The organism is Pseudomonas sp. NFACC41-3 (assembly GCF_900109505.1).
GTDB classification, from domain to species: domain Bacteria; phylum Pseudomonadota; class Gammaproteobacteria; order Pseudomonadales; family Pseudomonadaceae; genus Aquipseudomonas; species Aquipseudomonas chlororaphis.
Genome location: NZ_FOAE01000001.1, coordinates 310,620 through 328,716 on the forward strand (window position 1 = coordinate 310,620; position 18,097 = coordinate 328,716).

The following is an 18,097-nucleotide window of genomic DNA, read 5'->3' on the forward strand; positions in this document are numbered from 1 at the left end:
TTGCGGCTTAACTTAGCCTGCTAACAATGCAACTATTTGTACCCCAAAGGCCCGGTGAAGACTCCCCGTCTTCATAAGAGAGCCCATTAGCCTGAGTCGATCTGCTCCTGCAAGTCGTTGTGCTCAACGGCAGATTGCTCGACCCCATAAACGGAAAATATGCGGGCGTGCCCATGATTACCCTGAAACTCAACGGTCAAGATCACCCACTGGATGTCACCGAGGACATGCCGCTGCTCTGGGCTATCCGCGACGTGGCGGGCTACAACGGTACCAAGTTCGGTTGCGGCATGGGCCTGTGCGGCGCGTGCACCATTCATATCGACGGCTCCCCGGCGCGCAGTTGCATCACGCCGATCGGCTCGGTGGTCGGGCAGGACGTCAGCACCATCGACAACCTGCACAGCGACCCGGTCGGCAAAGTCGTGCAGCAGGCCTGGCTGGACAGCGCGGTGGCCCAGTGCGGCTACTGCCAGGGCGGGCAGATCATGTCGGCCACCGCCTTGCTCAAGGTCAACCCCAACCCCAGCGACGAACAGATCGAAGCCGCCATGGTCGGCAACATCTGCCGCTGCGGCACCTACAACCGGATCAAGACGGCGATCCGCCAGGCCTCCACCCACCTGAAGGAGGCCAAGGCATGAGCCAGCTGCCGAATGATTTTGCCTTGAGCAACCTCAGCCGCCGCGGTTTTCTCAAAGGCGTCGGCGCCACCGGCGCATTGGTGCTGGCGGCCAGTTGGGGCTGGCAGGACGCTTTCGCCGAAGAGAAGAAGTTCGGTGCCGACGGCATGCCCAACGGCTGGGTCGATGACCCCAAGGTGTACGTGAGCATCGCCGCCGACGGCAGCGTGACCGTGCTCTGCAACCGTTCGGAAATGGGCCAGGGTGTGCGTACCAGCCTGAGCATGGTGGTCGCTGACGAACTGGAGGCTGACTGGGCGCTGGTGAAGGTCAGGCAGGCGCCGGGCGACGAGGCGCTGTTCGGTAACCAGGACACCGACGGTTCGCGCAGCATGCGCCATTGGTACGAGCCGATGCGGCGCTGCGGTGCGGCGGCGCGGACCATGCTTGAGCAGGCAGCGGCCGAACAATGGAAAGTCCCGCTGGCCGAGTGCCGGGCGCAGTTGCATAAAGTGGTCCACCAGCCGAGCGGCCGTGAACTGGGCTACGGCGCCCTGGCCGCCGCGGCGAGCGCCCTGGCGGTGCCGGCCCGCGACAGCCTGCGGCTGAAGCAACCCAGCGAATTCCGCTACATCGGCAAGGAGGGCACCCGCGCCATTGATGGTGCGGATATCGTCAATGGCCAGGCGGTCTACGGCGCCGACGTGCATTTCGACGGCATGCTCTTCGCGACGGTTGCACGCCCTCGGGTCTATGGCGGCAAGGTCAAATCCTTCGATGGCAGCGCGGCGCTGAAGGTGCCGGGCGTGATCAAGGTGGTGCAGATCGAAAGCCGTCCGCTGCCTTCCGAGTTCCAGCCGCTGGGTGGTGTGGCGGTGATCGCCAGCAATACCTGGGCAGCGATCAAGGGCCGCGATGCGTTGAAGATCGAGTGGGACGATGGCGTCAACGCCGGCTACGACTCGATTGCCTACCGCAAGGAGCTGGAAGCCGCGGCGCTCAAGCCCGGCAAGGTAGTGCGCAGCACTGGCAATATCGACGACGCCATGAGCAGCGCCGACAGCAGCCTGGAGGCCTCCTACTACCTGCCGCACCTGGCGCAGGCGCCGATGGAGCCGATGGTCGCCGTGGCGCGCTTCCAGGACGGCCAGTGCGAAGCCTGGGCTCCGAGCCAGGCGCCACAGGTGACCCGCGAACGTATTGCCGAGCGCCTGGGCATTCCCTTCGACAAGGTGACGGTCAACATCACCTTGCTCGGCGGTGGTTTCGGGCGTAAATCCAAGCCCGACTTCATCCTCGAGGCGGCGATTCTCGCCAAGGAAGTGCCGGGCAAGGCCGTGCGGGTGCAATGGACCCGCGAAGACGACATTCACAACTCCTACTTCCACACCGTGTCGGCGGAATACCTCAAGGCCAGCCTGAACAAGGACGGCATGCCGTCCGGCTGGCTGCACCGCACCGTGGCGCCGAGCATCACCGCGCTGTTCGCCCCGGGCATGAACCATGAGGCCGCCTTCGAGCTGGGCATGGGCTTCACCAACCTGGCCTATGCGATTCCCAACGTGCGCCTGGAAAACCCCGAGGCCGCTGCGCATACCCGGGTTGGCTGGTATCGCTCAGTGTCGAACATCCCCCACGGTTTCGCCATCCAGAGCTTTGTCGACGAACTGGCGCACAAGGCGGGCCAGGACCCATTGAAGTACCAGCTCAAGCTGCTGGGGCCGGATCGCCAGATCGACCCACGGACCTTGAGCGAAGAATGGAACTACGGCGAGTCGCCGGAGCGTTACCCGATCGACACCGCGCGCATGCGCGGCGTGCTGGAGACCGCGGCCAAGGCGGCGGGCTGGGGACGCAGCCTGCCCAAGGGCCGCGGCCTGGGGCTGGCGGTACACTACAGCTTCGTCACCTATGTGGCGGCGGTGATCGAGGTCGAGGTCAAGGATGATGGCACCTTGATCGTGCACAAGGCCGATATCGCCGTGGATTGCGGTCCGCAGATCAATCCCGAGCGTATCCGCTCGCAGTTCGAGGGCGCCTGTGTGATGGGCCTGGGCAATGCGGTGGTGGGTGAGATCAGCTTCAAGGACGGCAAGGTCCAGCAGGACAACTTCCATATGTATGAAGTGGCGCGCATGTCCCTGGCGCCGAAAGACGTCGCCGTGCATCTGGTGACGCCACCAGGCGATGTGCCGCTGGGTGGTGTCGGTGAGCCGGGCGTGCCGCCGATCGCGCCGGCCCTGTGTAATGCGATCTTTGCCGCCACCGGCAAGCGCATCCGCAACCTGCCAGTGCGCTACCAGTTGCAAGGCTGGCAACAAGCGAGCAAGGCCTGATGGACAGCGTTGATCTGAATGTCCTGCGCAGCGTGCTGGAATGGCGCCGCGCGGGGCAGCGCGTGACCTTGTACAGCGTGGTTCAGACCTGGGGGAGCGCGCCGCGGCCACCGGGGGCGATGCTGGCTTTGCGCGAAGACGGCATGGTGATTGGCTCGGTCTCGGGCGGTTGTATCGAGGACGACCTGATCGCCCGTTTGCACGATGGCCGCCTGCCTCTGGACGGGCCGCCGGTGCAACTGGTGACTTATGGCGTGACCCGCGAGGAGGCTGCGCGTTTTGGCCTGCCGTGCGGCGGCACCTTGCGCCTGACCGAGGAGCGGGTTGGCGATCCGGGCTGGGTCGCGGAACTGCTGGCTCGTTGCGAGGCGCATGAAATCGTCGCTCGGGAGTTGAACCTGAGCAGCGGTGAAGTGCTGCTAAAGCCGGCCAGCAAGACCGATGTGCTGAGCTTCGATGACACCACCCTGCGGGCGATCTATGGCCCGCGCTGGCGGCTGTTGCTGATCGGCGCCGGGCAGTTGTCGCGGTATGTGGCGGAAATGGCGCGGCTGCTGGACTTCGAAGTGCTGATCTGCGATCCACGCAAGGAGTTTGTCTACGGTTGGGAAGAGCAGCACGGGCGTTTTGTGCCGGGAATGCCGGACGATGCGGTGCTGAATATCGAGACCGACGAGCGTACGGCCATTGTCGCGCTGACCCATGACCCCCGGCTGGATGACATGGCGCTGTTGACCGCGCTCAATTCCCGGGCGTTTTACGTCGGGGCGCTGGGCTCTCGGGTCAACAGTCAGAAGCGTCGGGAGAATCTGGCCCAGCTGGGGCTGGAGCCGCAGGCCATCGAACGCTTGCACGGACCCATCGGCCTGCATATCGGCAGCCATACACCGGCGGAGATTGCCCTGTCGGTGATGTCGGAGATCGTTGCCATCAAGAACGGCATCGACCTGTTGCAGAAAAAGCCGCCCCAAGTGGCTGCGCAGGTGAGCGCGTGAGCGAGTCGCTGTGCGCGGTCATCCTGGCCGCGGGGCAGGGCAGTCGTTTCCGACAGGCGGCGGGGGGCGGGCAAGACAAGTTGCTGGCTCCATGCCTGGGACGAGACGCGGTGATCAGGCCGGTAGTCGAGCAGGTCCTGAGGAGCTTGCCCGCCCTACTGGCCCGTAGAGTCCTGGTGACAACGCCGGACCGTGCCGAGGTGATTGCCTTGGCTGAAGCCTATGGCTGCCAGGTGGTGCTTCTGGATTCGCCGGGCATGGGCGACAGCCTCGCGGCCGCCGTCGCAGCCTGCGCCGATGCCAGTGGCTGGCTGGTGGTGCTAGGGGATATGCCCTTTATCCTGCCGTCGAGTATCGAGAGCGTGGTGCGGGAACTGGGCGAGCAAATGATCCGGGTGCCTGTTTATAAGGGGGCCTATGGTCACCCGGTGGCTTTTGGTGCGGCCTTTGGGCAGGCGTTGCAGGGCCTTTCCGGGGATCGGGGGGCCAGGCCATTGTTTGCCGCGGGGCAGGTCGTCGAGGTGGAACTGGCGGATGCTGGCGTGTTGTGGGACGTGGATACGCCGCAGGCGTTGGTTTTTACCGGTTGAGATCGCTGGGCTCGCTTTCGCGGCGAAGATGTTGATCGAAGAATTGCAGGCATAAAAAAAGCCCCGCCTGGGTGACCAGGCGGGGCTTTTTATCGGGCTAGGAATCAGACGAGGGGTTTAGGCTCGTGCTCTTCTTCCTGGGCCTTGGGCTTGTGCTCTACCACTTCTTCGACGGAGCGCGGGGCTTCGTCGGCGGCAGGCGCAGGTTGCTCGATGGCTGGTTCGGCAGCAGGAGCAGCCTCGACCACCTCGGCAACCACCGGCGCAGGCTCGGCGGCCACTACGGTTTCTGCCGGAGCTTCAGCGGCAGCAGCGGCAGCCAGTTCGGCTTCCTTCTGCAGACGCTCGGCTTCGCGCTTGCGACGACGCACTTCACGCGGGTCGTTTGGCGCGCGACCGGTGCTGGTCAGGGCGCTGGCCGGAGCGGCCTCGATAACCGGTGCAGCCACTTCGGCGGCAGGTGCCTCAACCGGCGCCGCCGGTGCGGCAGCCACAGGCTCGGCAACTACAGGTTCAGCAGCCACGACTGCTTCAGCCACAACTTCTGCGACTGGCGCAGGCGCTTCGGCAATGATCGCCTCGGCGGCACGCTCGAAGGCACTAGGCGCTTCCTGGGTTGGTTCTGCCGCTGGTGCTTCGGCGACTGGCGCTTCGACCACAGGCTCGGCAACGACTGCAGGTTGTTCTGCAACAATTGCAGGTTGCGCAGCCTGTTCTTCGTGCTGTTCTTCACGAACCTGGGCGACTTCAACAGCAGGTGCTGCTGGAATCTCTACCGCAGTGGTGGCCTCGACGACTGGTGCTTCGACGGTCGGTGCGGCTTCCTGGACGGCGGCGGTGGCACGTTCGGCCTGCTCGTGAGCCTGGGCTTCGGCCGGGGCGCTGATCACGGTGCTGGCAACGGCAGCGGTTACCGCCAGGCCTGCGGCCAGATCGGCGCTGCTTGGCTCTTCGCTGTTTTCTTCCGAACCTTCGATCACATTGCCGTTGGCGTCACGCTGACGCTCGCGACGGTTGCTGCGACGACGCTGGCCACGGGAGCGGCGGCGTGGGCGATCGCCCTCGGCGTTCTCCTGACCGTCTTCCTGCAGTTGCTCTTCGTTCGGCAGCAGCTCTTCTTCAGCTACGGCAGCGGCCTGTTCGGCGCGAGGTTGACGCTCTTCACGCGGTGGGCGCGGTTGACGCTCTTCGCGCGGCTGACGAGCCGGGCGTTCTTCGGCGGCAGCGACAGCGGCAGGAGCAGCGTCCAGCGGTTCGCGCAGTTCACGCACGCGTTCTTCACGCTCGCCGCGTGGCTTGCGGTCTTCACGTGGTGGGCGTGGTTGACGCTCTTCACGTGGCGGACGTGGCGCGCGCTCTTCGCGAGCGGTGGCCTGGACTTCCTCGCGAGCCTCGCGAACTTCGCGTGGCTGACGCTCTTCGCGGGCTTCGCGCGGTGCGCGCTCTTCACGAGGGGCGCGTTCTTCGCGTGGCTTGCGCTCTTCGTCGCGGCGACCGTTGCGATTGCGGCTCTGCTGACGACCGTTGCGGCGTTCTTCGTTGCGTGCAGGACGCTCGGTGGCCGGTTTTTCAACCACGACCGGAGCGGCTGGCTCTTCCTTGGTGGCGAACAGGCTGACCAGGGATTTCACCAGGCCCTTGAACAGGCTTGGCTCGGCAACGGCGGCCGGAGCGGCAACCGGGGCGGCGACCACTTCGGTTGGAACCGGTGCATTGGCACGGGCTGGAGCGGTCTTGACGGCGGCTTCCTGGCGAACCAGGGTGCGGGTCGCGGCGGCTGGCTGGACTTCTTCGGCTTCGGCAGCGGCAGCGGCGATTTCGTAGCTGGACTGGTTGATGCCGGCTTCCGGGCTGTCATCACGCAGACGCTGGACTTCGAAGTGCGGCGTTTCGAGATGGTCGTTCGGCAGAATGACGATACGAGCACGGGTGCGCAGTTCGATCTTGGTGATCGAATTGCGTTTTTCGTTGAGCAGGAAGGCAGCAACCGGAATCGGCACTTGGGCGCGAACTTCGGCGGTGCGATCTTTCAGGGCTTCTTCTTCGATCAGGCGCAGGATCGCCAGCGACAGCGATTCGACGTCGCGGATGATGCCGGTGCCGTTACAGCGTGGGCAGACGATGCCGCTGCTTTCGCCGAGGGATGGACGCAGGCGCTGGCGGGACATTTCCAGCAGGCCGAAGCGCGAGATGCGACCGACCTGGACGCGAGCGCGGTCGGCTTCCAGGCATTCGCGGACTTTCTCTTCCACGGCGCGCTGGTTCTTGGCCGGGGTCATGTCGATGAAGTCGATGACGATCAGGCCGCCGATGTCACGCAGGCGCAGCTGGCGAGCGATTTCTTCCGCTGCTTCCAGGTTGGTCTGCAGGGCTGTTTCTTCGATGTCGCTGCCTTTGGTGGCGCGCGCCGAGTTGATGTCGATGGACACCAGGGCTTCGGTCGGATCGATAACGATGGAGCCGCCGGAAGGCAGTTCGACGACGCGCTGGAAGGCGGTTTCGATCTGGCTTTCGATCTGGAAACGGTTGAACAGTGGAACGCTGTCTTCGTAGAGCTTGATCTTGCTGGCGTACTGCGGCATCACCTGGCGGATGAAGGTCAGGGCTTCGTCCTGGGCTTCAACGCTGTCGATCAGCACTTCGCCGATGTCCTGGCGCAGGTAGTCGCGGATGGCGCGGATGATCACGTTGCTTTCCTGGTAGATCAGGAAAGGCGCTGCGCGGTCCAGCGAGGCTTCTTTGATGGCGGTCCAGAGTTGCAGCAGGTAGTCGAGGTCCCACTGCATTTCTTCGCTGCTACGGCCCAGGCCGGCAGTGCGGACGATCAGGCCCATGTCGGCAGGGGCGACCAGGCCGTTCAAGGCTTCGCGCAGTTCGTTGCGCTCTTCGCCTTCGATGCGACGGGAGATGCCGCCGGCACGCGGGTTGTTCGGCATCAGCACCAGGTAACGACCGGCCAGGCTGATGAAGGTGGTCAGGGCTGCGCCCTTGTTGCCACGTTCTTCTTTTTCGACCTGAACGATGACTTCCTGGCCTTCGCTCAGGACGTCCTTGATATTGACGCGGCCTTCGGGAGCTTTCTTGAAGTATTCGCGGGAGATTTCTTTGAGGGGCAGGAAGCCGTGGCGCTCAGAGCCGAAATCGACAAAGGCAGCCTCGAGGCTTGGTTCGATGCGAGTGATACGGCCTTTATAGATGTTGGCCTTCTTCTGCTCGCGTGCACCGGATTCGATGTCCAGGTCGTAGAGGCGTTGGCCATCTACCAGTGCAACACGCAACTCTTCGGGTTGAGTTGCGTTAATCAGCATTCTTTTCATGTAGTACCGTCGGTTTCCGGGCTGCCGGAAACGGCGTTCGGCACACACGACTTCTCACGGTCGGTGTCAGGTGCGTCAGGAGCGGTTGGCCGCTCCAGTGTCTAGCGAAATCCGGCCAGTTGGGGCGAACTCGCGACTCACGCGTCCTGCTTGCTGGGGTGACAAAAGGCACCTCTTAAGCAAAAGCTCAATCAGGAGGAGGAATCAACCGGCGACTGTGGACGAGATGAAGCGTCTTGATAAAGCCTAATGCTACACAGTCCGACGGTTGTGCATCTCCACCCTACACGTATCCCTGATAATTCGGGTGCTGCCGCGCGCAGAATCCGCAGCGGGTTGGCATTTACCGTGAGCTCCGAAAGGGGAACTCACGCATCATGGCTAATTTAGGCGGTGTTTCCGAAGCGCTCGCTCGGGTTCGTTCGTAGCTGACTGCACTTTGTGAACTGGCCGTGAATATTTGCTCGAAAGGCGAGTGGAAACTCTGCTTTTCGGCGTGCTTCAGGCCTCATGTCACCTGCGCTTGTTACAACTGCAAAACTCCACCGTTCGTAGCGAAAGCCCCGTAGGACGGCCTCGCATCCTGGTGAATTGCGTTGGTCAGGGCCGGCTGTTGGCCGTTGGTCCGCTGTCCAGGCCGCTTTTGGCGGCGTTCGCGACTATAGCAGTAATCATTAAGTGCTTCAATTCCATAAAAAATTGTTATCATTTGCGCCATGACGACTACTGCCCCCTCGACCCCAGGCGTTCAACTGCTTGAGGTCTCGCCGGAATATGCCGGCCAACGAATCGACAATTTCCTCCTCGCTCGGCTCAAAGGCGTGCCCAAGACCTTGATTTACCGCATTTTGCGCAAAGGCGAAGTGCGGGTGAACAAGGGCCGGATCAAGCCCGAATACAAGCTGCAGGCGGGCGATATCGTGCGCGTGCCGCCGGTGCGCGTGCCGGAGCGTGACGAACCCGTGCCCGTGGCGCAGGGTTTGTTGCAGCGCCTGGAGGCTTCGATTGTCTATGAAGACAAAGCCCTGATCGTGATCAACAAGCCCGCCGGCATCGCTGTGCATGGCGGCAGCGGTCTGAATTTCGGGGTGATCGAAGCCTTTCGTCAGTTGCGCCCGGACGCCAAGGAGCTGGAGCTGGTCCATCGCCTCGACCGCGATACTTCCGGCCTGCTGATGATCGCCAAGAAACGCAGCATGCTGCGTCATTTGCATGAAGCCTTGCGCGGCGATGGTGTCGACAAGCGCTACATGGCGCTGGTGCGCGGCAACTGGGCGACCTCGATCAAGCAGGTCCGTGCGCCGCTGCTCAAGAGCAACCTGCGTTCCGGCGAGCGCATGGTCGAAGTGAACGAAGAGGGCAAGGAGGCCTTGACCGTGTTCAAGGTGCTGCGCCGCTTCGGTGACTTCGCCACCATGGTCGAAGCCAAGCCGGTGACCGGTCGTACTCACCAGATCCGTGTGCATACCCTGCATGCCGGGCATTGCATTGCCGGCGACAGCAAGTATGGCGATGACGATTTCACCAAGGAAATCCGCGACCTGGGCGGTAAGCGCCTGTTTCTGCATGCCTACATGCTGACCGTGCCGTTGCCCGATGGCGGCGAGCTGAAATTGCAGGCGCCAGTGGATGAAATGTGGGCCAAGACCGTGGAGCGCCTGAGTGCACCCTGATTACAAACTGCTGATCTTTGATTGGGACGGCACCCTGGCAGACTCCATTGGTCGGATAGTCGAGGCCATGCATGTGGCTTCCGATCGCTCGGGGTTTGCCCGGTGCGACGATTTTGCGGTCAAGGGCATTATCGGCCTGGGATTGCCGGAGGCGATCCGCACGCTGTATCCGCGCATCGGCGATGCCGAGCTGGTAGATTTTCGCCAGCACTATGCCGATCACTACATCGCTCTCGAGGCCGAGCCTTCTCCATTGTTTGCCGGGGTGGTGCAGTCTCTCGAAGCTTTCCGGCGCGAGGGATATCATCTGGCGGTAGCGACCGGTAAGGCGCGTCGTGGTCTGGATCGGGTGTTGAAGGCGCATGGCTGGGAAGATTATTTCGACATCACCCGCGCCGCCGACGAAACCGCGAGCAAGCCTCATCCGCTGATGCTCGAGCAGATCCTGGCGCATTGCGAGGTGCGCCCCGAGCAGGCGTTGATGGTCGGTGATTCCTCTTTCGACCTGCTGATGGCGCGTAATGCAGGCATGGCATCGGTTGCGGTCGGTTATGGCGCGCAATCGCTGGAAGTCTTGCAGGCTTACGAGCCGCGCCTGTCTATCGATAGTTTTCCTCAATTGCATGCCTGGCTTGGCCGGCGGGGCAATTGAGTCTTTTGGGGTAAAAGCATGAGCGACGAATGGAAAGCGCCAAGTAAGTCGGCTGCCGACAGTGCTGACGACAAGAGCTGGAAGCTGCTGGAAAAGACCCTGCTGGCCGGTGTGCAAGAGCAGCGGCGTTCGCGGCGCTGGGGGATTTTCTTCAAGCTCCTGACCTTTGTTTATCTGCTTGTGGCCCTGGCGCTGTTTACGCCGTTGATGGATATGGAAAAAACCGCCACCCGCGGGGCCGGTTACACGGCGTTGATCGAGGTGACGGGCATGATCGCGGACAAGGAGTCGGCGAGCGCCGACAACATCGTGACCGGCTTGCGTGCGGCTTTCGAGGACTCGAAGGTCAAAGGCATTGTGCTGCGTATCAACAGTCCTGGCGGCAGCCCGGTGCAGTCGGGTTATGTCTATGACGAAATCCGTCGCCTGCGTGGCTTGCATCCGGATATCAAGGTGTATGCAGTGATTTCCGACCTGGGGGCTTCCGGCGCCTACTACATTGCCAGCGCCGCCGATCAGATCTATGCCGACAAGGCGAGCCTGGTCGGTTCCATCGGGGTCACGGCGGCCGGTTATGGTTTCGTCGGTACCATGGAGAAGCTGGGTGTGGAGCGTCGTACCTACACCTCGGGTGAGCACAAGTCGTTCCTGGACCCGTTCCAGCCGCAGAAGCCCGAGGAAACCCAGTTCTGGCAGGGCGTGCTGGATACCACTCATCGCCAGTTCATCGCCAGCGTCAAGCAGGGGCGTGGCGAGCGTCTCAAGGACAAGGATCACCCGGAGCTGTTCTCCGGCCTGGTCTGGTCCGGCGAGCAGGCACTGCAACTGGGCTTGATCGATGGGTTGGGGAATGCCAGCTCGGTTGCCCGGGATGTGGTCGGCGAGAAGGAGTTGGTGGATTTCACCGTGCAGGAGTCGCCTTTCGATCGCTTCTCGAAAAAGCTGGGTGCCAGTGTTGCCGAGCATTTGGCCATGTGGATGGGCTTTCAGGGGCCGACACTGCGTTGATTGCGCTGTTTTAAAAAGAGCCGGCCCTATGGCCGGCTTTTTTAGTGTGGGTGGTCAGGGGATTTCCACGCTTTCGGCGAGCAGCATGTCTACCAGGCGGATCAGCGGCAGGCCGATCAGGCTGCTGGCGTCGCTGCCCTCGGTGCTGCGGAACAGGCTGATGCCTAGGCCCTCAGCCTTGAAGCTGCCGGCACAGTCATAAGGCTGTTCGGCGTGCAGGTAGCGTTCGATGCGGGCAGGGCTCAGCTCGCGCATATGCACGGTGAAGGGTACGCAGTCGACCTGGCAGTGGCCGCTCTCGCTGTTGAGTAGGGCCAGGCCGGTGAGAAAGGTCACGCTGGCGCCGCTGGCGGCGAGCAATTGCTCGCGCGCCTTTTCGAAAGTGTGGGGCTTGCCGATGATGCGCTCGCCGAGCACCGCGACCTGGTCCGAGCCAATGATCAAGTGTCCCGGGTGGGTGGCGGCCAGCGCTCGGGCTTTCTCTTCGGCGAGGCGCTTGACCAGGTCGCTGGCGGATTCGCCGGGGCGATGGCTTTCGTCGATATCCGGTGAGTTGCAGATGAATGGCAGGCGCAGGCGGGTGAGCAATTCGCGCCGGTAGGCCGAGCTTGAGGCAAGTAATAAAGGCAGCATGCGCATCTCCTGAGGCTGGCCGCGAATTCTAGCGGGGCTTGCAAGTGACGGACAGGGCTGAATTTCCTTTGACATGGCCAGGGGCATCCCTATAATGCTGCGCCTATGTTGAATGACCCGATTCCACCTCACGTTGACCCGCGCAAATTGGCTGACCGTGGCACCACCCTTCAAGGTGAACTGCTGCTGGCCGATTTGAAGAGACTCTGCGACCCGCTTTCCGACGATGTCGGTACGGTGCAGGCTAAATTCGTTTTTGAACGAGATGAACGTAAATCTGTGGTGATCCACAGCTTTATCGACACTGAAGTCAAAATGGTTTGCCAGCGTTGTCTTGAGCTGGTCACCCTGCCGATCCACAGCGAATGCAGTTACGCTGTGGTGAAGGAGGGTGCGAATACCCAGTCGTTGCCGAAAGGTTATGACGTGCTGGAACTGGGCGAAGATCCTTTGGATCTGCAGGCTTTGATCGAGGAGGAGCTTTTGCTCGCCTTGCCCATCGTGCCTGCTCATCATCCGGAAGAATGCCAGCAGCCGGCGGGTCTCGATGAGCCCGAACCGAGCGAGGACGAGGTAACGCGGTCCAACCCGTTCAGTGTATTGGCGCAGTTAAAGCGTGACCCAAACGTTTAGGAGTTAATCAATTATGGCTGTTCAGCAGAACAAAAAATCCCGCTCTGCCCGTGACATGCGTCGTTCGCACGACGCTCTCGAGGCTAGCACCCTGTCCGTAGAAAAGACCACTGGTGAAGTTCACCTGCGTCACCACGTATCGCCAGAAGGCGTATACCGTGGTCGTAAAGTGATCGACAAGGGCGCTGACGAGTAATCCTTGTCCGCTCAAGTCATCGCGATTGACGCAATGGGCGGGGACTTCGGTCCCCGCAGCATTGTTCAGGCCAGCCTTGCTTGCCTGTCTGCCACCCCCTCGCTGCACCTGGCCCTTGTCGGCCAACCTTTCCTTCTAGAAGAACTGATTTCCGGTCATTCGGCTGTGGATCGCGCGCGCCTGACGGTTGTGCCCGCCGCAGAAGTCATTGGCATGGATGAAAAACCTTCCCAGGCTCTGCGTGGCAAGCCGGACTCCTCCATGCGAGTGGCGTTAGAGCTGCTGCGTGATGGCAAGGCCCAGGCCTGTGTCAGCGCCGGCAATACCGGTGCGCTGATGGCGTTGTCGCGTTATGTGTTGAAAACCCTTCCGGGCATCGATCGTCCGGCGATGGTGGCGGCTATTCCAACCCAGCGCGGCTATTGCCAGCTGCTGGATCTGGGGGCAAACGTCGATTGCAGCGCCGAGCACCTGTTCCAGTTTGCGGTCATGGGGTCGGTGGCAGCCGAGACGCTGGGGGTCGTTCGTCCGCGAGTGGCGTTGCTCAATATCGGTACTGAAGACATCAAGGGCAATCAGCAGGTCAAGCTGGCAGCTAGCCTGCTGCAGAATGCCCGGGGTCTGAATTACATCGGTTTTGTCGAGGGCGACGGATTGTATCGCGGCGAGGCGGATGTGGTGGTATGCGACGGTTTTGTCGGCAATATCCTGCTCAAGTCCAGCGAGGGGCTGGCGACCATGATTGCCGCGCGTATCGAATCCCTGTTCAAGCAAAACGCGGTTTCCCGTGTGGTCGGTGCTCTGGCATTGCCGCTGATGCGGCGCCTGCAGGCTGATCTGGCGCCGGCGCGGCATAATGGTGCGAGCTTTCTCGGCTTGCAGGGAATAGTCGTGAAAAGCCACGGTTCAGCAGGGGTTCAGGGCTTCCAGAGTGCGATTCAACGGGCGTTGATCGAGATCCAGGAAAACCTCCCTGAGCGCCTGCACGGGCGGCTCGAAGATCTGTTGCTTTAGGCGTTTGCACTCGGAAATGCTTAAATGTGACCGCTCAGTTCAATTGGCCATCCAACTCTCAGTTTCTTGCGTCCACCACGGTGCGGCGTCAATTCTCCGACGACAAGATCATTAGGGGCTTGTTACATGTCTGCATCCCTCGCATTCGTCTTTCCTGGACAGGGCTCGCAGTCCCTCGGCATGTTGGCCGAGTTGGGCGCGCAGTACCCGTTGATCCTCGAAACCTTCAAAGAAGCTTCCGATGCTCTGGGCTACGATCTCTGGGCCTTGACCCAAGAGGGTCCCGAAGAGTTGCTCAATCAAACCGACAAAACCCAGCCGGCCATTCTGACCGCCTCCATCGCCCTGTGGCGTCTGTGGCTGGCGGAAGGCGGGGTGCGCCCGGCATTCGTTGCCGGCCACAGCCTGGGTGAATACAGCGCGCTGGTTGCCGCTGGCAGCCTGACTCTGGGCGAAGCCGTGAAGCTGGTAGAGCGTCGCGGCCAGTTGATGCAAGAAGCCGTTCCTGCAGGGCAGGGCGGCATGGCGGCGATTCTCGGCCTGGAAGATGCCGATGTGCTGGCCGCTTGTGCCGAAGCCGCACAAGGCGAAGTGGTCAGCGCGGTCAATTTCAACTCCCCGGGCCAGGTGGTGATCGCCGGCGCCAAGGCCGCTGTCGAGCGCGCCATCGAGGGTTGCAAGGCGCGTGGCGCCAAGCGCGCCATGCCATTGCCTGTCAGCGTGCCATCACACTGCGAGCTGATGCGTCCGGCTGCCGAGCGCTTCGCCGAGTCGATTGCCGCCATAAACTGGCAGGCACCCCAGATTCCACTGGTACAGAACGTCAGCGCTGATGTGGCGCCGGATCTCGAAACCCTCAAGCGCGACCTGCTGGAGCAGCTGTACAAGCCGGTGCGTTGGGTGGAGTCGGTGCAGACCCTGGCCGCCAAGGGCGCTACCCAGCTGGTCGAGTGCGGTCCGGGTAAGGTCCTGGCGGGCCTCAACAAGCGCTGCGCCGAAGGCGTATCGACCTCTAACCTGAACACCCCAGATGCCTTCGCTGCCGCTCGCGCAGCGTTGGTCTGAATTAGGAGAAGCCTGCATGAGTCTGCAAGGTAAAGTTGCATTGGTTACCGGCGCCAGCCGCGGTATTGGCCAGGCCATCGCGCTTGAACTGGGTCGCCTGGGCGCGATCGTTGTGGGTACCGCAACTTCCGCTTCGGGTGCCGAGGGTATTGCTGCCACCTTGAAGGAAAACGGCATTCAGGGCGCAGGCCTTGAGCTCAATGTCACCAGCGACGAGTCCGTTGCTGCCGTGCTGGCCAGCATTCAGGAGCAGTTCGGCGCGCCGGCGATCCTGGTGAACAACGCCGGTATTACCCGTGACAACCTGATGATGCGCATGAAAGACGACGAGTGGTACGACGTGATCGATACCAACCTGAACAGTCTGTATCGCCTGTCCAAAGGCGTTCTGCGCGGCATGACCAAGGCTCGCTGGGGTCGAATCATCAGTATTGGTTCGGTGGTGGGTGCCATGGGCAACGCTGGCCAAGTAAACTACGCCACCGCCAAGGCGGGTCTGGAAGGTTTCAGCCGTGCTCTGGCGCGTGAGGTTGGCTCGCGGTCGATTACCGTGAACTCGGTGACTCCGGGTTTCATCGATACCGACATGACCCGCGACTTGCCTGAAGCGCAGCGTGAAGCGCTGCAAACACAAATTCCGCTGGGTCGTCTGGGGCAGGCTCAAGAGATCGCGCAAGTGGTCGCTTTTCTTGCATCCGACGGTGCGGCATACGTGACCGGGGCTACAATCCCGGTGAACGGCGGGATGTACATGTGAGTTAAATGTGACGGATTGCTTCAAAAAAATGTCATACGAGCTGTCTAAAATCCGTTATAAAGCTGCAATCAATTTATAGGCAGGTGGCCAAAGGGTTTGAGGAGTGAAGCTTTCAGTTGAAAAGCTGAAAAGCCTTTCTATACACTTACCCACTGGCCAGCTGCCTGAATTTGTCCATTAGGAGTGAAAACAAGGTATGAGCACCATCGAAGAGCGCGTCAAGAAAATCGTTGCTGAGCAACTGGGCGTTAAAGAAGAAGAAGTTGTTAACACCGCTTCCTTCGTTGAAGACCTGGGTGCCGACTCCCTTGACACCGTTGAGCTGGTGATGGCTCTGGAAGAGGAATTCGAGACCGAAATCCCTGACGAAGAAGCTGAAAAGATCACTACCGTTCAAGCAGCTATCGACTACGTTACCAGCCACCAGGCTTAATCGTATTTAGTCGTCTTTTGCTGTCATGGAAAAACCGCACTGCCGTTACGGCGTGCGGTTTTTTCTTTAGGCCTGATGCAAAGTGTCGTCATTAGAAAAAAGGAGAGTGCTGTGTCGCGTAGACGCGTCGTAGTCACCGGTATGGGTATGTTGTCGCCACTGGGTACGGATGTTCCGAGCAGCTGGCAGGGCATTCTGGCTGGCCGCAGTGGCATTGGTCTGATCGAACACACCGACCTTTCTGCCTATTCCACCCGTTTTGGCGGCTCGGTAAAGGGCTTCAATGTCGAGGAATACCTGTCGGTCAAAGAGGCCCGCAAGCTCGACCTGTTCATTCAATACGGCTTGGCGGCCGGTTTTCAGGCAGTGCGTAATGCTGGCCTGGAAGTGACCGATGCCAACCGCGAGCGAATCGGCGTTGCCATGGGGTCGGGTATTGGCGGTTTGACCAATATCGAGGAAACCAGCCGCACGCTGCATGATTCCGGCCCGCGTCGAATCTCTCCATTCTTCGTGCCTGGCTCGATCATCAATATGATTTCCGGATTCCTGTCCATCCATCTGGGTGCCCAGGGGCCGAACTACGCCATTTCCACAGCCTGCACCACAGGTACCCACTGCATTGGCATGGCGGCCCGCAATATTGCTTTTGGCGAAGCTGACGTGATGATCGCCGGTGGCGCTGAAATGGCCGCCTGCGGCCTGGGCATGGGTGGCTTTGGCGCATCCCGCGCACTGTCGACCCGCAATGACGAGCCAACCCGTGCCAGCCGTCCTTGGGACAAGGGCCGTGATGGCTTCGTGCTGTCCGACGGTGCCGGCGCGCTGGTGCTCGAAGAGCTGGAGCATGCCAAGGCCCGTGGCGCGACCATCTATGCCGAACTGATCGGTTTTGGCATGAGCGGCGACGCCTATCACATGACTTCGCCACCCGCCGATGGCGCCGGCGCGGCGCGTTGCATCGCCAATGCGCTGCGTGACGCCAAGCTGAACGTCGAGCAGGTGCAGTACATCAATGCCCACGGTACTTCGACACCTGCCGGTGACCTGGCGGAAGCCGAGGCGATCAAGAGTGTGTTCGGCGATCACGCTTACAAGCTGGCGATCAGCTCCACCAAGTCCATGACCGGCCATCTGCTGGGTGCCGCGGGTGCCATCGAGGCCATCTTCAGCGTGCTGGCGATCAACAGCCAGGCAGCGCCACCGACCATCAACCTCGATGAGCCGGACGAAGGTTGCGACCTGGATTTCGTGCCGCACACCGCGCGCAACATGGACATCGACGTGGTGCTGTCCAACTCCTTCGGGTTCGGCGGTACCAACGGCTCCCTGGTGTTCCGCCGGTTCGCCGGCTGATGGACAGCTGGGTCGACGGTCAGCCGGCTGACGTACTGTCGCTCAAGGACCGCGGCCTGGCTTATGGCGACGGTCTGTTCGAGACCATCGCGGTGAAGGCGGGCCAGCCCTTGTTGCTGGAGCGGCACCTGCTGCGTCTGGCCGAGGGCTGTTCGCGCCTGGCCATCGCTGCCGATCAAGCGTTGATCCGCAGCGAGCTCACCGCCTACGCCTCGCTGCTGGGGGAGGGCGTGCTCAAGCTGATCCTCACCCGGGGTGATAGCCAGCGCGGTTATGCCGCCGACCCGCGGGCGCAGCCGCGGCGAATCCTCCAGGGTAATGCGCCGGCCGCTTATCCGGCGGCGCATGCCGAGCAGGGGGTTCGACTGTTCCCTTGTACTACCCGCCTGTCCGAGCAGCCCTTGCTCGCCGGCCTCAAGCACCTCAACCGACTGGAGCAGGTTCTTGCCCGTTCCGAGTGGCAGGACGGCGAGCATGCCGAAGGCCTGATGCTCGACGTTTCCGGGCGGGTGATCGAGGGTGTGTTCAGCAATCTGTTCCTGGTGCGCGACGGTGCCTTGTTCACGGCCGATCTGAGCCGTTGCGGGGTCGCCGGAGTGATGCGCGCTGAAATATTGTTTCAGGCCGCGTCCTTGGCTATCCCCACGGAAATCGCCGACATCAGTCTCGAACAGTTGCAACAGGCCGACGAAGTCTTTGTCTGCAACAGTGTCTATGGCATTTGGCCGGTGCTTGCCTGTGGCGCACTGCGCTGGTCGGCCGGACCGCTCACCCGTAAACTGCAACGCATTGCCCGCACGCTACTGGATGCCTGAT

General features: G+C 61.7%; 17 protein-coding genes. 15 read left to right on the plus strand and 2 right to left on the minus strand.

All coding sequences use genetic code 11. The features are described from left to right. Positions 1-173: 173 nt before the first annotated feature. From BMY68_RS01405 to BMY68_RS01420, 4 genes are read left to right on the plus strand one after another with little or no spacing between them, the layout of a single operon-like run. Complete coding sequence (locus BMY68_RS01405; RefSeq protein WP_085530224.1) at positions 174-644, plus strand: (2Fe-2S)-binding protein; 471 nt, start codon at positions 174-176, stop codon at positions 642-644. Then, positions 641-2,959: a xanthine dehydrogenase family protein molybdopterin-binding subunit gene (locus BMY68_RS01410; protein WP_085530225.1), complete on the plus strand. Its 2,319-nt coding sequence runs from the start codon at positions 641-643 to the stop codon at positions 2,957-2,959. Before BMY68_RS01405 ends, BMY68_RS01410 begins: the two co-directional genes overlap by 4 nt. Further along, positions 2,959-3,954, plus strand: coding sequence for an XdhC family protein (locus BMY68_RS01415; RefSeq protein ID WP_009042842.1), 996 nt, complete (start codon positions 2,959-2,961; stop codon positions 3,952-3,954). The genes BMY68_RS01410 and BMY68_RS01415 overlap by 1 nt, the downstream gene beginning before the upstream one ends. After that, positions 3,951-4,544, plus strand: coding sequence for a nucleotidyltransferase family protein (locus BMY68_RS01420; protein ID WP_085530226.1), 594 nt, complete (start codon positions 3,951-3,953; stop codon positions 4,542-4,544). The genes BMY68_RS01415 and BMY68_RS01420 overlap by 4 nt, the downstream gene beginning before the upstream one ends. 104 nt (positions 4,545-4,648) lie before the next feature. On the opposite strand, the gene rne is transcribed toward BMY68_RS01420, so the two are convergent. Beyond that, a complete protein-coding gene (gene rne, locus BMY68_RS01425; protein WP_085530227.1) occupies positions 4,649-7,861 on the minus strand; it encodes a ribonuclease E in 3,213 nt (1,070 codons plus the stop codon). A gap of 716 nt (positions 7,862-8,577) precedes the next feature. Between rne and rluC the strand changes: the two genes are divergently transcribed. From rluC to sppA, 3 genes are read left to right on the plus strand one after another with little or no spacing between them, the layout of a single operon-like run. After that, the gene (gene rluC / locus BMY68_RS01430) at positions 8,578-9,534 is read left to right on the plus strand and encodes a 23S rRNA pseudouridine(955/2504/2580) synthase RluC (RefSeq protein ID WP_007928042.1); all 957 of its coding nucleotides are present in this window, start codon (positions 8,578-8,580) and stop codon (positions 9,532-9,534) included. Beyond that, entirely contained in the window at positions 9,524-10,186 is a 663-nt protein-coding gene (locus BMY68_RS01435; protein ID WP_085530228.1) for an HAD-IA family hydrolase, read from the plus strand. The genes rluC and BMY68_RS01435 overlap by 11 nt, the downstream gene beginning before the upstream one ends. 18 nt (positions 10,187-10,204) lie before the next feature. Continuing rightward, positions 10,205-11,194 carry a signal peptide peptidase SppA gene (gene sppA, locus BMY68_RS01440; RefSeq protein WP_085530229.1) on the plus strand — a complete coding sequence of 330 codons (990 nt, stop codon included), beginning with the start codon at positions 10,205-10,207 and terminating at the stop codon, positions 11,192-11,194. A gap of 54 nt (positions 11,195-11,248) precedes the next feature. On the opposite strand, the gene BMY68_RS01445 is transcribed toward sppA, so the two are convergent. Next, entirely contained in the window at positions 11,249-11,827 is a 579-nt protein-coding gene (locus tag BMY68_RS01445) for a Maf family protein (protein WP_085530230.1), read from the minus strand. A 105-nt stretch (positions 11,828-11,932) separates the two neighbouring features. Here BMY68_RS01445 and BMY68_RS01450 point away from each other — a divergent pair, with 105 nt between their 5' ends. The 8 genes from BMY68_RS01450 (at position 11,933) to pabC (ending at position 18,096) form a co-directional block, all read left to right on the plus strand. Then, positions 11,933-12,460, plus strand: coding sequence for a YceD family protein (locus tag BMY68_RS01450; RefSeq protein WP_007928051.1), 528 nt, complete (start codon positions 11,933-11,935; stop codon positions 12,458-12,460). 13 nt (positions 12,461-12,473) lie between these two features. After that, positions 12,474-12,656, plus strand: coding sequence for a 50S ribosomal protein L32 (gene rpmF / locus BMY68_RS01455; RefSeq protein WP_003179396.1), 183 nt, complete (start codon positions 12,474-12,476; stop codon positions 12,654-12,656). 3 nt (positions 12,657-12,659) lie between these two features. Then, entirely contained in the window at positions 12,660-13,670 is a 1,011-nt protein-coding gene (plsX, locus tag BMY68_RS01460) for a phosphate acyltransferase PlsX (protein WP_009042849.1), read from the plus strand. A gap of 126 nt (positions 13,671-13,796) precedes the next feature. Then, positions 13,797-14,735: an ACP S-malonyltransferase gene (gene fabD, locus BMY68_RS01465; protein WP_085530231.1), complete on the plus strand. Its 939-nt coding sequence runs from the start codon at positions 13,797-13,799 to the stop codon at positions 14,733-14,735. A 16-nt stretch (positions 14,736-14,751) separates the two neighbouring features. Next, entirely contained in the window at positions 14,752-15,492 is a 741-nt protein-coding gene (fabG, locus tag BMY68_RS01470) for a 3-oxoacyl-ACP reductase FabG (RefSeq protein WP_007928054.1), read from the plus strand. Between the two features lie 196 nt (positions 15,493-15,688). Next, positions 15,689-15,925, plus strand: coding sequence for an acyl carrier protein (acpP, locus tag BMY68_RS01475; RefSeq protein ID WP_003175607.1), 237 nt, complete (start codon positions 15,689-15,691; stop codon positions 15,923-15,925). Between the two features lie 111 nt (positions 15,926-16,036). Next, positions 16,037-17,281 (plus strand): beta-ketoacyl-ACP synthase II, encoded by a 1,245-nt coding sequence (gene fabF, locus BMY68_RS01480; protein ID WP_007928055.1) that lies wholly within the window; start codon positions 16,037-16,039, stop codon positions 17,279-17,281. Next, complete coding sequence (pabC, locus tag BMY68_RS01485; RefSeq protein WP_062823177.1) at positions 17,281-18,096, plus strand: aminodeoxychorismate lyase; 816 nt, start codon at positions 17,281-17,283, stop codon at positions 18,094-18,096. Before fabF ends, pabC begins: the two co-directional genes overlap by 1 nt. The last annotated feature ends 1 nt before the right edge of the window (position 18,097 follow it).